The sequence below is a fragment of the Janthinobacterium sp. SUN206 genome (genome assembly GCF_030587305.1).
In the GTDB taxonomy this organism is placed as follows: domain Bacteria; phylum Pseudomonadota; class Gammaproteobacteria; order Burkholderiales; family Burkholderiaceae_D; genus Janthinobacterium; species Janthinobacterium kumbetense.
The window spans coordinates 39,303-54,674 of sequence record NZ_JAPWIB010000005.1 but is presented as its reverse complement, the minus strand read 5'-3'; the positions used below and the strand labels follow the sequence as shown (position 1 = coordinate 54,674).

Sequence of the window (15,372 nt, the reverse complement as noted above, 5' to 3'; positions counted from 1 at the left end):
GTCTCCTTGAGTGATTACGACTGCGGCGCCTGCTGCACTCTCTCCGCCGCCTTGCCCTTCATCATGGCGCCGTAAACGACGGCGGCAATGGCCACGCCCACGAACCAGGCGTAGGTGTAGATGGTTTTAAAACCTTCGGCCACGCCGGGAAACGCCGTGGGGAAGGCCGCGTTCAAAAAGCCCGGGATGTTCGGCAGCACGGCAATGACAAAGGCGATCAACGCCGCCATGTTCCAGCCATTGCCATACGAGTAGACACCGTCGTCGCGGTACAGCTGTTTGACGTCCAGCTGCGTCTTGCGTACAAAGTAGTAGTCGACGATGAGGATGCCGGCGATGGGGCCCAGCAGGGCCGAATAGCCGATCAGCCAGGTGAAGATATAGCCCTGCGTCGATTCGAGCACCTTCCACGGCATCATGACGATGGCGATGAAGGCCGTGATGTAGCCGCCCATCTTGTACGAAATCTGTTTCGGTGCCAGCGAAGAAAAATCGTAGGCGGGGCCAACCAGGTTGGCCGCCAGGTTGACGCTGACCGTGTCGATCAGCAGGATGATCAGGGCGATCAGCACGGCGGCGCCCGTCATGCGGCTGGCCAGGTCGACGGGATCCCAGATGGCCTTGCCGTACATGACGACGGAGCCTGCCGTGACGATCACGGCCAGCATGGCCAGCAATCCCATCGGCACGGGCAGGCCGATCGACTGGCCGATCACCTGGTCGCGCTGCGTCTTGGCGAAGCGAGTGAAGTCGGGAATGTTCAAGGCCAGGGTGGCCCAGAAGCCCACCATGGCCGTCAACGATGGCCAGAAGACGCTCCAGAACTGGCCCGCCTTTTTGCCGCCGGGGATGAATTGCGATGGCTGATCCAGCAGGCTGGCTACGCCGCCGGCCTTGCTGTGCACCCAGTACAGCAGCACGAAGCAGATGAGGATTTTCAAGGGCGCCGTGTAGGTTTCCAGCTTGCGGATCGACTCCATGCCATGCAGGATGTAATAGAACTGGATGGCCCAGAAAGCCAGGAAGCACAGCAACTGGCTGCCATTGATGCCCAGGCCCGCAATCTTCTCGCCGCCCAGCTCATGGCCCGCCAGCACGCCCATCAGGGTGTAGATCATCTGCCCGCCGAACCAGGTCTGGATGCCATACCAGCCGCAGGCGACGACGGCGCGCATCAGGGCCGGAAGACGCGCGCCCATGGTGCCGAACGAGGCGCGCGCCAGCACGGCATACGGGATACCGTACTTGGTACCCGCATGGCCGATCAGCAGCATGGGCAAGAGCACGATGGCGTTGGCGAGAAAAACCGTGAGCACGGCCTGGTAACCGGACATGCCGCTGTCGATCAAGCTGGCCGACAGGGTGTAGGCGGGAATGCACATCACCATGCCGACCCACAGCGCGGCGAAGTGATACCAGCGCCAGGTGCGCTGTGCCGCCGTGGTGGGCGCCAGGTCTTCATTCCAGAGTTGCGTGTTGCCTGAATAGTCGTGGTTCACAGGTATGCTCCATCGGTTGGGAGAGGATCGGTTTTATAGAAACGGCTCGACTTTTAAGTCAACCTAGCTTACCGCAAAGCCCGGCCGCTGTTTACAAATAAAACGCACGCAAAAAACGTGCCCTACGCCGTTTCCGCCAACGCCCGTGGATTCCTGGGATCCTGCGTCCAGTTCATGTATGGCTTGCCCGTGACCTGCGGCACCATCGTGATGCAGCCCTGCACCGGGCAGGTGATTTCGCACAGGTTGCAGCCCACGCATTCCTCCTTGATCACCTCATACGTGCGCGTGCCGGCAGCGTCGATCAGCTGCGCAATCGACTGGTGCGAGGTGTCTTCGCAAGCCACGTAGCACTTGCCGCACTTGATGCAATCGTCCTGATTGATCTGCGCGATGACCTGGTAATTCATGTCCAGGTATTTCCAGTCCGTCGTATTGGCCACGGCCTTGCCGGAAAAGTCGCTGATGCGCTCATATCCCTTCTCGTCCATCCAGCGCGACAAGCCATCCTTCATCTCTTCGACGATGCGGAAACCATGCAGCATGGCTGCAGTGCACACCTGCACGCAGCCGGCGCCCAGGGCAATGAATTCGGCCGCGTCGCGCCAGTTGCCGATGCCGCCGATGCCGGAAATGGGCAAGCCCCGCGTCTGCGGATCGCGGGCGATTTCCGCCACCATGTTCAGCGCGATGGGTTTCACGGCCGCTCCGCAATAGCCGCCGTGCGTGCTGGCGCCTCCCACGATGGGCAAGGCCACCATGCGGTCCAGGTCCAGCGAGGTAATCGAGTTGATGGTGTTTATCAGCGAGACGGCGTCCGCACCGCCCGCCTTGGCCGCGCGCGCCGGCATGCGCACGTCCGTGATGTTGGGCGTGAGCTTGACGATGACGGGGAGTTTGCTGTGCTTCTTGCACCAGGCGGTGACCATCTGCACGTACTCGGGCACCTGGCCCACGGCCGCACCCATGCCCCGCTCGGGCATGCCGTGCGGGCAGCCGAAATTGAGCTCGATGCCATCCGCGCCTGTCGCCTCCACCTTGGGCAGGATGTCGGCCCAGTAGTGCTCTTCACACGGCAGCATCAGGGAGACGATCATGGCGCGGTCGGGCCAATCCTTTTTCACCTGCGTGATTTCGCGCAGGTTGATCTCCAGCGAGCGGTCGGTAATGAGTTCGATGTTATTGAAGCCGACCACTTCGCGGTTCTTGCCGTACAGAGCGGAATAGCGCGACGAGACGTTGACGGCGGCAGGGTCTTCACCGAGCGTTTTCCACACGACGCCGCCCCATCCCGCCTCAAAGGCGCGCACCACGTTGTAGGCCTTGTCGGTCGGCGGCGCGGACGCCAGCCAGAAGGGATTCGGCGCCTTGATGCCGCAAAATTCGATGCTGAGATCAGCCATTATGCAGCCTCCACTTTGGAAAGAAGATCGTGATGGATGGCCAGTGCGGCCAGCTTGCCATGCTGGACGGCTTGCACCGTCAAGTCCTGTCCCGGCGCCACGCAGTCGCCGCCCGCGTAGATCCCCGGCAGCACCGTGCGAAAACCTGCGTCGACGGCGATCTTGTCGCCTTCGCGTTGCAACAGCGCCGCCATCGGGTCATGCAGCACGTCGGGGTCGAGGCTCTGGCCGATGGCCTTGAAAATGGCGTCGGCCGCCACGTCGAAAGTTTCGCCCGTACCAGTCAAACGCGTGCCCTGCATGCGGGTTTTCTCGAAGCGCATGCCGGCCACATGGCCGCCAGCGTCAAGCAGCACCTGCTGCGGCTGGGCCCACGTCAGCATGCGCACCTGGTTGGCCTTGGCGATTTCCTGTTCATGATGCGTGGCCGTCATGGCGTCGAAGCCGCGGCGGTAGACGAGGGTGACTTCCTCTGCGCCCAGCCTTTGAATCTGCACGGCCATGTCGATGGCCGTATTGCCGGCGCCAATCACAATCGCGCGTTTCGGCACGGGCAGTGCGGCCAGGTCGTCGGCCTGACGCAGCGCGCTGATGTAATCGACGGCGGCCAGCAAGCCAGGAGCGTCCTCGCCCGTCAAGCCCAGCTTGCGGCTGGCGCCCAGGCCCAGGCCCAGGAAGACGGCGTCGTATTGCGCGTGCAAGTCGCGCAGCTGCAGGTTCTCGCCCAGCACCTGGCGACATCGGATTTCGATGCCGCCGATGTCCAGCAGAAAGTCGATTTCCTTTTGCGCGAAATCGTCCGTCAGCTTGTACTTGGCGATGCCGTATTCATTCAAGCCGCCCGCCTTGCCTTCCTTTTCAAAGATCACCACGTCGTGTCCCAGCATGGCCAGGCGGTGCGCGCACGACAGGCCGCCAGGGCCCGCACCGACGATGGCAATTGTCTTGCCCGTGCTTGCCGCCCGTTTGAACGGGTGCGCCGCGAACTGCATATGATCGACGGCGTAGCGCTGCAAGAGGCCGATCTTGACGGGCTGGCCTTCCGCGTCGTGGTTGCGCACGCAGACGTCTTCGCAGAGGATTTCCGTCGGGCAGACGCGGGCGCAGCTGCCGCCCAGGATGTTCTGTTTCAGGATGCCGGCGGCGGCGCCGTTGATGTTCTTGTCGTGGATATTGCGGATGAAGCTGGCCACGTCGATTGCCGACGGACAGATGCGGCTGCACGGCGCGTCGTAGCAGTACAGGCAACGGGCGCTTTCGATGGCGGCCTGGCGCGCGCTCAAAGGAGGCGCCAGGTCCGTGAAATGGCCCGCCAGTTCCTCGTTGGGCAGGGCGGGATGCGGCAAATAGCTCAGGGACTCGATCATCGCGTTTTCCTTCTTTGATCCTGCGGTGGATTTTCAGTGTGAAACCGTCACTTCATCTGGGGAAAAGCAAATTCCACACCAGCGCTTGCCGTATTCGGCCAGCGCTGCATCACGGCCTTGTGACGCGTGTAGAAACGCACGCCTTCGGGACCATAGGCGTGGTGGTCGCCGAACATGCTGCGCTTCCAGCCGCCAAAGCTGTTGAAGGCCATCGGCACGGGCAAGGGGATATTGACGCCCACCATGCCGACCTGGATCTGTCGCACGAATTCGCGCGCCACGCCGCCGTCGCGCGTGTAGATGGCCACGCCGTTGCCATACTCGTTGGCGTTGATCAGCTCCACCGCATGCACCACGTCTGGGCAGCGGAGCACGCACAGCACGGGGCCAAAAATCTCTTCCTTGTAGATGCTCATGTCGCGCGTGACGTGGTCAAATAAAGTGCCGCCCACAAAAAAGCCGTTCTCGCGGCCCGGCACCACATGGTTGCGCCCATCGACGACCAGGGTCGCGCCCTGCTCCACGCCCGAGGCGATCAGTTTTTCGATGCGCTGCTTGGCGGCCAGCGACACGACGGGTCCCATTTCCGCCCCCTCTGCCATGCCGTCGCGCACTTTCAGTGCGGCCGTGCGCGTTGCCAGTGCATCGATCAATTTGTCGCCCGCGTCGCCCACGGCCACGACCACGGAAATGGCCATGCAACGCTCGCCCGCCGAACCGTAGGCAGCGCCGATCAAGGCGTCGACCGTCATGTCCATGTCCGCATCGGGCATCACCACCATGTGGTTTTTCGCGCCGCCCAGCGCTTGCACGCGCTTGCCGCTGGCACTGCCGCGCGCATAGATGTATTCGGCGATCGGCGTGGAACCGACAAAGCTGATCGCCTGCACGACAGGATGATCGAGCAAGGCGTCGACCGTCACCTTGTCGCCCTGTACCACGTTGAAGACGCCGTCGGGCAAGCCCGCCTCCTTCAGCAGTTTGGCGTGCAGCAGGGATGCCGACGGATCGCGCTCCGACGGTTTCAGGACGAAGGTATTGCCGCAGGCGATGGCGACGGGGAACATCCACATCGGCACCATCACGGGAAAATTGAATGGCGTGATGCCGGCCACCACGCCCAGCGCCTGGCGCATGGACCAGGCGTCGATGCCGCGCGAAATCTGGTCCGTGAATTCACCCTTTAACAATTGCGGGATGCCGACGGCAAATTCCACCATCTCGATGCCGCGCGCCACTTCGCCCTGCGCATCCGCGAAAGTCTTGCCGTGCTCGCGCGTGAGCATGGCGGCAAAGTCGTCCGTGTGCTGCTGGCACAGCTGCAGGTAGCGGAACAGCACGCGCGCACGCGTCAAGGGCGGCGTTGCAGACCAGGAAGGAAAGGCGGCGGCGGCCGCCTGCACGGCCGCATCCACGTCTTCCACGATGCCCAGCGCCACCCGGGCCACGGGTACGCCCAGGGCCGGGTTATACACGTCGCCATAGCGGCCACTATTCGTGTCGACTTTGGCGCCGTTGATGAAGTGGGTGATGGTGTCGAGATCGTTCATGGTGTTCCTTAGTCGAGATTTTTGAGTACCTTGGCCAGCTTGCCAAACAGCTCGTCGACATGCTGTTTTTCCAGCACCAGCGGCGGCGACAGGGCGATGATGTCGCCCGTCGTGCGTATCAGCACGCCGTCGGCGAAGGCTTGTTTGAAGGCGCTGAAGGCGCGCGCACCGGGTTTGCCGGCGATGGGATCGAGCTCGATGCCGGCGATGAGGCCAATGCTGCGCAGGTCGATCACGTGCGGCAAGCCTTTCAGCGAGTGCACGGCGTCGCTCCAATATGCCTGCATCGCTTTCGCGTGGCCGAGAATGTCCTGTTCCTCGAACACTTGCAGGGTCGCCAGCGAGGCGGCGCAAGCCAGCGGGTGACCGGAATACGTGTAACCGTGGAACAGTTCGATGCCGGCCGGCGCATCCATGAAGGCGTCGTGGATATACTTTTTGCTGAAGACGGCCCCCATCGGCACCATGCCGTTGGTCAGGCCCTTGGCCGTCGTCATCAGGTCAGGCTCGACATCGAAATAATCAGCCGCGAACGGCGTCGTCATGCGGCCAAAACCCGTGATGACTTCATCGAAAATCAAGAGGATGCCGTGCTTGGTGCACAGCTCACGCAAGCGTTTCAGATAGCCTTTCGGCGGAATCAGCACGCCCGTGGAGCCGGCCACCGGTTCGACGATGACGGCGGCAATCGTCGAGGCGTCGTGCAGAGCGACGATGCGTTCCAGTTCATCGGCCAGGTGGGTGCCGTATTCGGGCTCGCCCACCGTATAGGCGTTCTTGTCCAGGTTATGCGTGTGCGGCAAATGGTCCACGCCGGGCAACAGCGGGCCAAAGGTCTTGCGGTTGCCGCCGATGCCGCCCACGGAAATGCCGCCGAATCCCACGCCGTGGTAACCGCGTTCGCGGCCGATCAAGCGGGTGCGTGCGCCCTCGCCGCGCGCCCGGTGATAGGCCAGCGCGATCTTCAAGGCAGTGTCGACGGCTTCGGAACCGGAGTTGGTGTAGAAGACATGGCCAAATTTATGCCCCGTGTAGTCCATCAGTTTTTCCGCCAGGTCGAAGGCGGCCGGATGGCCCATCTGGAAGGTGGGCGCGAAGTCGAGCTGGCCCACCATGTCGCGGATGGCGCCGACGATTTTTGGCTGCGCATGGCCGCAGGGCACGCACCACAGGCCGGCCGTGCCATCGAGGATGCTATTGCCATCGACGTCCTTGTAGTACATGCCTTCGGCCGACACGAGCAAGCGCGGATTGGCCTTGAAATCACGGTTGTTCGTAAACGGCATCCAGAATGCCGACATCGATTCCGGCCTTGTTTCGTTCATGACCTTCTCCTTGGGATGGGTTGGCGCGGGGCCAGGATCGTTTTTGACGAAGCGTAAAATAATTTACCAGTTGGCAAAAAGCTGATGTAATAATAGACAGGCCATCCCCAATGGCACAGATACACAAACGGCAAAGTATCCCAACCGTACAGGTCGGAAAATCAGTACAGTTTTGTGCAAGGCAGCATAAGGAGCCACCGTGAAGCACAGCGACAGCGCAGACGATGCCCCCGAACAGACCAGCGGCTGGCCCGTGCTGGACATCGACCGCCAGAAAAAGGGCGGCCTCGTCGAGCAAATCGTCATCGCCATCAGCGTCATGGTAGGCAGTCGCACCCTGCGCATCGGCACGCGCATGCCGTCCGTGCGCCAGTTCGCCCGCTGCAATGGCGTGTCGACGTTTACCGTCGTCGAATCGTATGACCGCCTGGTCAACCTGGGCTTGCTGTCGTCGCGCCGCGGCTCCGGCTATTTCGTCGCACGCCACGATATCGCCGCCTCGCCGCAGACGGCCGTACACGCGAGTCCCACCGCCATCGACGCCCTCACGCCGGACCTGTATTCGGGCGTGTCCGACGCCCTGCCCGTGGGCGCGGGCTGGCTGCCGCCCGAAATGTATGGCGAAGCGACCGTGCTCGACGCCGTGCGCCAGGCCATGCGCATTCCCGCCAGCCGGCTGCGCGGCTATGGCCATCCGCTGGGCTTTCCTTCGCTGCGCCAGCACCTGGCGACAAGCCTGTCGGAAGAGCTGTTCCAGGTGGAGCCGGACCAGGTTTTGCTGACGCATGGCGCCACGCACGCTTTTGACCTGGTCCTGCGCAGCCTGACCAAGCCGGGTGACACGGTGCTGGTGGAAGACCCAGGCTACAGCAATCTGCAGTCGCTGATCCGCCACCACGGCTGCATCCCCGTGGGCATTGCGCGCGGCGAGGCGGGCCTGGACCTCGATGCGCTGGCCAGCGAGGCTGCGCGCACGCAGCCCAAGTTGATGTTTGTCAACACGGTGCTGCAAAATCCGCTCGGCACCTCGCTCAGCCAGGCGCAGGCGCACCGTTTGCTGGCACTGGCCGAGCAATTCGATTTCTGGCTGGTGGAAGACGATATCTACCGCGAACTGGCGGCGCGCGGCGACGCGTCGCTGGCGGCCATGGATGGCTTGCGCCGCGTGATCCGCGTGGGCAGTTTTTCCAAGACCCTGTCGCCCGTGCTGCGCGTCGGCTCCATCTGCGCCTCGCCTTCGCTGGTGGCCGAACTGGTGCGCGTGAAAATGCTGGCGGGCCTGACGACGTCGGAAATCAACGAGCGCGCCGTCTACCACGCCATCTCCGCGCGGCCCTACAAGCGCATGGTGGAAAGGCTGGTGGCGCAGCTCGATGCGGCCCGCGAGCGCAGCATCGATTGCCTGGCGCAGGCGGGCATGGCGCCCGTGGCGCGTCCGCGCGGCGGCATGTTCGTCAGCGCTGGCTGGCCCGATGTGCAAACGCCGGAGTGGAATGGCAAGATCATCGCCGACATGGCCTTGAAGGCCGGCATCCTGCTGTCGCCAAACGAATTTTTCATGCTGCGCGCGCCCGAGACGGTGTGGTTCCGCTTCAACGTGGCCTACACCGATACCCCCGTGCTGCAAGCCTTCCTGCAATCGATCCGTCCACGCTAAAGAATCCGCCATGGCCAGCGACAAATCCCCTGCCCTTTCCGTGAAAAATGCCGGCGGCCGGCGCCTGCAAAACCGCGACCGCCTGGAGGCGGATATCCTGGAACAAGCCGTACGGGTGTTCGCGGAAAGCGGCTATGAGGGCGCATCGATCGCCACCATCGCCGAGCGGGCCGGCCTGTCGAAGCAAAACCTGATGTATTACTTCCCATCCAAGCAGCTGCTGTACCAGCGCGTGCTCGACGACGTGCTCGACGACTGGCTGACGCGCATGGAATCGCTGGCCAATGAACACGACGAGCCGCGCGACGTGCTGCGCGCGTACATCGGCGCCAAACTGCGTTTTTCGCGCGAACAGCCGTGGGCTTCGCGCGTATATGCGCTGGAAGTGATCAATGGCGCGCCCCTGTACGGCGCGCAGATACGCGACCGGGTCGTGCCCCTGCTGCGCAAGGATATCGCCGTCTTCGAAGCCTGGATCGCCGCCGGCAGGATCGCGCCCGTCAACGCCACGCACCTGATGTTCGCCATCTGGGCCATGACGCAATCGTATGCGGATTTTTCAGCGCAGATGGCCCTGGTGCTGGAGCGCAAGCAGCTCACGCGCAAGGATTACGAGGATGCCGAAATCCTGCTTACGCACATGGTGCTGGCGGCCATCGCCCTGCCCAGGACTGTGCCCGGCACGTGATGAAATTTCCAATGAACAATCTGACAGTGATAGCATGGCGCGCTGAAGCGTTTGCAATGGCGGCGCAATATCGACAGGATAAGGAACAGGCATGAAACAATGGTCATCGGCGCGCACCGCGTCATTGCTGGGCAAAGCTGCCTGCGCGGCGCTGCTGGCAGTGGCGGGCGCGGCACAGGCGCAGACAGTCGGCATGATAGATAACCAGCCGCTGAGCGAAACCTGGCTCAACGCGGGCTTTTATTCGTATCATTTCCAGCGCGACAAGAACCTGAACGACAGCAATCCGGGCCTGGGCGCCGAGTACCGCTTTTCCACCATCGCCTCGGTCACGGCCGGCCGCTTCTACAATAGCGACCGCGCCTATTCGAACTACCTGGGCGTGTACTACCAGCCCATCAAGGTGGGCCCGCTGCGCGTCGGCGCCGTCGTTGGCGGCTTCAGCGGCTATCCGAAGATGCGCGATGGCGGCTGGTTCCCGGCCCTGGTGCCTACCATCAGCTATGAATACCAGCGCGTGGGCGTCAATATCGCCATCGTGCCATCCTACAAGGATCGCCTGTATGGCGCCCTCAGTTTCCAGCTGAAACTCAAGGTGTTTGAATAACCGTTTGTCCCGACCTGTCGCCGTTCGGTCCGCCATTCCTGCCATTCGTCGCATACGCGATGTCTGACAGCGGGGTTTTGCCTATAGTGGATTCATCGCCAGCTTGCATACGCAGCGGCACCCACACGACAGGAGAACGGCATGAAAGACCTCAATTCGGCACCGGGCAGCACTTCCTTCAGCGCTTTCTGGAGCGAGCTGTGCGCTTACACGCGCCAGGGCATGGCCGCCCTGCGCGCCATGTCCTGGCCCATGCTGCTGGCATGCTGCCTGGGCCTGGCGTTCCTGATCACCATCTTGCCGCTGGCCATCATGCTGTTTGCCCTCGTCATGCTGCTGAGATGGGCAAGCAACAGCGATGACATGGACGCGGACACGAAGGCAGCGAACTCTTCGCAGTCGCCGCAATAAAAATTTTCGCAGTAGCAAGAGTACAATGATTATTCTATGGCACTATGGATGGGCGCGGCACTGACGGGCATCAAACCCCTCCCGATGGATGGTATTGAGACGGAACGCTACGCAAGATTAACAATCGAAGCTACTCCCCCACAGCCATAGGAGTTTTCTGATGACCTCGACTGCAAAAGCCACAACCGGCACGACCATTCCATGCCTGCGCTACCGCGACGCGCCCGCCGCCATCGAATGGCTGTGCAAGGCGCTCGGCTTTGAAAAACAATTGATTGTACCTGACGGAAACGGCGGCGTCGCCCATGCGCAACTGAGCTTTGGCAATGGCATGGTCATGGTGGCGCCGGCCATCGACAGCGACTATGGTCGCCTGATGAAACTGCCCGGTGACGTCGGTGGCGCGAACACGCAAAACTGTTACCTGGTCGTCAGCGATGCCGATGCCGTCTACCGCAGCGCGCGCGAAGCGGGCGCCGAAATCGTGCTCGACATCAAGGATGAAGATTACGGCGGACGGGGCTTTACCTGCCGCGACCCGGAAGGCCATATCTGGAGCCTGGGCACCTACGATCCATGGTAAGACGGAGAACAATGATTATCAGTACCCTCGCCGCCGCCAGCCTTGCGCTGATCGGCGGTTTCCTGTCCGCTCCCGTCCTCGTCGACGAGCACCTCAACCGCGTCCATCCTCCATCCGGCAAGGCGCCGTCGGCAGCCACTGTGGCCCTGCACCAGAGCCTGTGGATCGCCGACCTGCATGCGGACAGCCTGCTGTGGCAACGCAACCTGAACCGCGACAGCCAGCGCGGCCATGTCGACTTCCCCCGCCTGCAGCGGGCCAACGTGGCGCTGCAAGCCTTTTCCGTCGTCACCAAGACGCCGCGCAAGATGAATATCGAGCGCAATGGCAGCGACACGGACAACATCACGGCCCTGGTGGTGGCGCAAGGCTTGCCGCCTGCCACCTGGAACAGCCTGCTGGCGCGCGCCACCTATCAGGCCGACGAGCTGCGCCAGCAGGCGGCCAAGAGCCAGGGCAAGGTCCGGGTCATCGGCAGCCGCGCCCAGCTGCGCAGCTTCATCGCCGCGCGAGAGCAAGATCCCACCCTGCTGGCCGGCTGGCTGACGCTAGAAGGCGCGCATGCGCTCGAAGGCAAGCTGGATAATCTCGATACCCTGTACCGGGCCGGCTACCGCATGGCCGCGCCCACGCACTTCTTCGATACGGAACTGTCCGGCTCCCAGCACGGCTTGAAGAAAGGCGGCTTGACGCCGCTGGGCAAGCAATGGCTGCGCGCCATGGAGCAACGCAAGATGATTGTCGACCTGGCGCACGCCTCGCCGGCCACCATCGACGACGTATTGACGATGGCGAAACGCCCCGTAATGGTGTCGCACACGGGCGTGCGCGGCACTTGCGCCAACGGGCGCAACCTCAGCGACGCACAACTGAAACGCATCGCCGCCCAAGGTGGCCTGGTGGGCATCGGTTTCTGGAATACGGCCGTCTGCGGCAAGGACGTGGCGTCCATCGCGCGCGCCATCAAGTACACGGTAAAACTGATCGGTGCCGAACACGTGGCCTATGGTTCGGACTTCGACGGCGCCGTCACCACGGCCATCGATGCGACGGGCTTGCCGCGCCTGACGCAGGCCCTGCTCGACGCAGGCTTGTCGGAAGCGCAGATCCGCCGCGTGGCGGGCGAAAACGTGCGCGACTTTTTACTGAAAAACCTGCCGGACGATGACGCCTAGGCTAGCCTAGCGCCTGGACCAGGGCCTGGTCCAGCACCTGGCGCGGCCGGATGCGTATCAGCTTGCGGTACAGCGGCGGCATCGACTCGCACAGCGCCAGCAGCGCGTCTTCCGCCATGGCGGGTCGCACGTACTGGAATTGCGCCGGATTATTCTCCGGCAGTGCCCCCTCCATGGTGGAGCCGTAGGCGCCCAGGGTCATGAAACTGGCGGCGCTGTCGTCCGGGCCGATGGCCAGCACGAAGGTACCGTGCTTGGGGTGGCCCAGGTAGCTTTTGAATTCTTCCTGCAGCGCCGGCGCCGCATTCGCCATCAATTCAAAGCGCAGCTGCGCGTACTGGCGCGTGCATTCCATGAACGGCGTGCGGATGGCCGATTGCGCCACGTTTCCCGGCATGCACAGCAGCAGGTTGCCAAAGGAATCGAGCAAGGCGGCCGCGTCGCCTTGGCCGCCATCGCGCACATCCTGCTCCATGGCCGCCTGCAGGAATGGCGCCAGGCCCGCATCGGGCACGTGCGGGTCGCAACGGTAAGTGAGGGCATCGGGATAGCGGCGGCGCAGGGCGCGCACCACGGCATGCTCGGATGGCAAGGTGGCAGGATCACGCAGTTGCACGTCGTCGCCGGCGTTCAGCAGCTGCATCACCTGCGCCGATGTCGACTCGAACACGAGCGAGCACAGTGCCTGCGTCGCCTCGTGGATGCTCTTGCCGATGAAAAAAGATTTGGGCGTGGCGCCGGAAGGCAGGCGCGCATACTCGGTGGCGCCGCGCACGGCCGGATAGCAAAAGCTGCGGCCGGCCTGCACCTGCAACGGCGCCGGCAAGGCCGTAAACGTGGCGCTACCATCGTAATTGATGCCCGCCTTGACATCGGGCGCGGCCACCACCACGTTGAAACCGGCCGCCAGAATCGCCCCCGTGCACATGCAGCAGGGGTCGAGCGAGGTGACGATAGTCAGTTCCCCTGGCGGCGGCAAGGGCGTGCCCTTGGCCCGCTCGGCGAAATACCAGTCCACCAGCTGGCGTTCGCCATGCGCCGTGGGGTCAAACACCAGGCCCTGGCGCACGACGTTGTTGTGCATCGATTGCAGCACGTTGCCGGCGCCATCGAGCAGCACGCCGCCCACGCCGAAGGTGCCCTGCGTCTTGGCCGCCATGGCTTCGGCCGCGGCAATCGCCACGGCGGCCTGGATGTCGATCGTCTTGTTCAAGCGGATCCTGTTACTTCATGTCCAGGTCGGAATTGCCGAAGCCATGCGGCAGCAACCAGCCCGCCGTCACTTCCATGACATCGTTTTTCAAGTTCGTCAGGATCACCGGCAAGTCGGCGCCGCCCATCTCGAACATCACCTGACGGCAGGCGCCACATGGCGAAATCGGTTCCGCCGTGTCGCCCGTGACGGCCAGCTTGGCGAAGTCACCCGGTTTGCAGCCATGCGCGATGGCGCTGAAAAACGCCGTGCGCTCGGCGCAATTGCACAGGCCATAGGCGGCGTTTTCCACGTTACAGCCACGGAAGACGCGGCCATCCTTGCACAGCAGCGCCGCGCCCACCTTGAAACGCGAGTAGGGTGCGTAGGCCAGTTCACGGCCCGCATTGGCTTCGGCGATCAGTTCTTGGTTGTTCATTTTTTCTGCAATACCCTTGAATTCATAAGACTGGGCTCAGACCACCGCCGGCACATAGCTCAGCGCTATCGCAAGCGGGGGTCTGCCCCTGGTTTTCAACTACGGACGAATGGTACGGTAAATCACGGGATTGGCCGCCAGCGCCACCGTGCCGATAGCATACGCGTCCCGGATTTCCTTGACGGCTTGCTGCGCCGCCGCTTCCGTGCGCGCGTGCACCATGGCCAGCGGCTGGCCGACAGCAACCGGCTCGCCCAGGCCGACCAGGTCCGTCAGGCCGACGGCGAAATCGATGCTGTCCGTCGGACGGCGACGGCCGCCGCCCAAGGCGACCACGGCCAGGCCGATGGCGCGGCAATCACGCACGTTGGCGTAACCGGACGACAGCGCAGGCGCCGGTACGATGAACGGCGCCTGTTCCAAGTGCTTGTCCGGATGTTCGACCAGGTCGGCCGGGCCGCCCAGTGCGGACACCATGCGCGCAAAGCGCTCGGCCGCTTCGCCCGAATCGAGGGCCGCCATCAATTTCACGCGCGCCTCTTCTTCGGTGGCGGCCAGGCCGCCCAGCACCAGCATCTCGGCGCACAGCGCCAGGGTGACTTCATGCAGGCGCGCGGGACGCGAACGGCCCGTCAGGTAATCCATGGCGCCACGCACTTCCAGCGCATTGCCGGCGTACGGCGCCAGCGACTCGTTCATGTCCGTCAAAATCGCCGACGTCTGCATGCCCGCGCCATTGCCGACGGCGACGATGCTTTCGGCCAGCTCCACCGACTTGTCGTAGGTCGGCATGAAGGCGCCCGTGCCCACTTTCACGTCCATCACCAGCGCGTCCAGCCCGGCCGACAGTTTCTTCGACAGGATGGAGCCGGTAATCATGGCCACCGATTCCACCGTGGCGGTGACGTCGCGGATGCTGTAGAAACGCTTGTCGGCCGGTGCCAGCTGCGCCGTCTGGCCGATGATGGCCACGCCAACTTCCTTGACCACCTTGCGGAACAGTTCATTGTCCGGCACCGTGCAATAGCCTGGAATGGCGTCGAACTTGTCCAGGGTGCCGCCCGTGTGTCCCAGGCCGCGGCCCGAGATCATCGGCACGTAGCCGCCGCACGCGGCGACTATGGGGCCCAGCAGCAGGGAGACGACATCGCCCACGCCGCCCGTCGAATGCTTGTCGACGATGGGGCCCGGCAAGTTCAGCGAACGCCAGTCCAGCACCTGGCCGGAATCGCGCATGGCCAGGGTAAACGCCACGCGCTCGTCCATGTTCATGTCGTTGAAATAGACGGCCATGCCCAGCGCCGCGATCTGGCCTTCGCTGACGCTGCCGTCAGTAATGCCGCGCACGAAAAACTGGATTTCCTCGGCGCTCAGCACGCCTTTGTCGCGTTTCTTGCGAATGATTTCCTGGGTTAACAACATGGAATAACTCCAATCATGAGATCTGGGGTCAGTCCCTGCGGATCTGACCCCAGC

13 protein-coding genes and 1 pseudogene are annotated in these 15,372 nt (G+C 63.1%); 6 read left to right on the top strand and 8 right to left on the bottom strand.

Annotated elements, in window-relative coordinates; translation table 11 throughout:
- Positions 1-14 precede the first annotated feature (14 nt).
- From O3300_RS23600 to O3300_RS23580, 5 genes are all read right to left on the bottom strand, one after another.
- Complete coding sequence (locus O3300_RS23600) at positions 15-1,499, bottom strand: NCS1 family nucleobase:cation symporter-1 (RefSeq protein WP_305054288.1); 1,485 nt, start codon at positions 1,497-1,499, stop codon at positions 15-17.
- A 122-nt stretch (positions 1,500-1,621) separates the two neighbouring features.
- The gene (gene preA / locus O3300_RS23595; protein WP_305054286.1) at positions 1,622-2,902 is read right to left on the bottom strand and encodes an NAD-dependent dihydropyrimidine dehydrogenase subunit PreA; all 1,281 of its coding nucleotides are present in this window, start codon (positions 2,900-2,902) and stop codon (positions 1,622-1,624) included.
- Positions 2,902-4,269 carry an NAD(P)-dependent oxidoreductase gene (locus O3300_RS23590; RefSeq protein WP_305054285.1) on the bottom strand — a complete coding sequence of 456 codons (1,368 nt, stop codon included), beginning with the start codon at positions 4,267-4,269 and terminating at the stop codon, positions 2,902-2,904. The genes preA and O3300_RS23590 overlap by 1 nt, the downstream gene beginning before the upstream one ends.
- A 47-nt stretch (positions 4,270-4,316) precedes the next feature.
- A complete protein-coding gene (locus tag O3300_RS23585) occupies positions 4,317-5,819 on the bottom strand; it encodes a CoA-acylating methylmalonate-semialdehyde dehydrogenase (protein WP_099665359.1) in 1,503 nt (500 codons plus the stop codon).
- Between the two features lie 8 nt (positions 5,820-5,827).
- Positions 5,828-7,144, bottom strand: a complete 1,317-nt coding sequence (locus O3300_RS23580) for an aspartate aminotransferase family protein (RefSeq protein ID WP_289899799.1) — start codon at positions 7,142-7,144, stop codon at positions 5,828-5,830.
- 199 nt (positions 7,145-7,343) lie between these two features.
- On the opposite strand from O3300_RS23580, the gene O3300_RS23575 reads away from it, so the two are divergent.
- The 6 genes from O3300_RS23575 to O3300_RS23550 all read left to right on the top strand — a co-directional run bounded on the left by O3300_RS23575 (position 7,344) and on the right by O3300_RS23550 (position 12,265).
- Positions 7,344-8,801, top strand: a complete 1,458-nt coding sequence (locus O3300_RS23575; protein WP_251349745.1) for a PLP-dependent aminotransferase family protein — start codon at positions 7,344-7,346, stop codon at positions 8,799-8,801.
- 10 nt (positions 8,802-8,811) lie between these two features.
- Positions 8,812-9,489 carry a TetR/AcrR family transcriptional regulator gene (locus O3300_RS23570; RefSeq protein WP_305054284.1) on the top strand — a complete coding sequence of 226 codons (678 nt, stop codon included), beginning with the start codon at positions 8,812-8,814 and terminating at the stop codon, positions 9,487-9,489.
- A gap of 91 nt (positions 9,490-9,580) precedes the next feature.
- Positions 9,581-10,096: a hypothetical protein gene (locus O3300_RS23565; RefSeq protein ID WP_305054283.1), complete on the top strand. Its 516-nt coding sequence runs from the start codon at positions 9,581-9,583 to the stop codon at positions 10,094-10,096.
- 141 nt (positions 10,097-10,237) lie between these two features.
- Positions 10,238-10,507, top strand: a complete 270-nt coding sequence (locus O3300_RS23560) for a hypothetical protein (protein ID WP_305054282.1) — start codon at positions 10,238-10,240, stop codon at positions 10,505-10,507.
- A 160-nt stretch (positions 10,508-10,667) separates the two neighbouring features.
- A complete protein-coding gene (locus O3300_RS23555) occupies positions 10,668-11,090 on the top strand; it encodes a VOC family protein (RefSeq protein ID WP_099665365.1) in 423 nt (140 codons plus the stop codon).
- An 11-nt stretch (positions 11,091-11,101) separates the two neighbouring features.
- Positions 11,102-12,265 carry a dipeptidase gene (locus tag O3300_RS23550; RefSeq protein ID WP_305054281.1) on the top strand — a complete coding sequence of 388 codons (1,164 nt, stop codon included), beginning with the start codon at positions 11,102-11,104 and terminating at the stop codon, positions 12,263-12,265.
- A 1-nt stretch (position 12,266) separates the two neighbouring features.
- On the opposite strand, the gene O3300_RS23545 is transcribed toward O3300_RS23550, so the two are convergent.
- The 3 genes and pseudogenes from O3300_RS23545 to deoA form a co-directional block, all read right to left on the bottom strand.
- Positions 12,267-13,484 (bottom strand): nucleoside deaminase, encoded by a 1,218-nt coding sequence (locus tag O3300_RS23545; RefSeq protein ID WP_180278815.1) that lies wholly within the window; start codon positions 13,482-13,484, stop codon positions 12,267-12,269.
- 4 nt (positions 13,485-13,488) lie between these two features.
- Positions 13,489-13,911: pseudogene (locus O3300_RS23540) on the bottom strand (cytidine deaminase); the annotation flags it as partial.
- 84 nt (positions 13,912-13,995) lie between these two features.
- On the bottom strand, positions 13,996-15,318 hold the full coding sequence (gene deoA, locus O3300_RS23535; RefSeq protein WP_305054280.1) for a thymidine phosphorylase: 1,323 nt from the start codon (positions 15,316-15,318) through the stop codon (positions 13,996-13,998).
- Positions 15,319-15,372 lie beyond the last annotated feature (54 nt).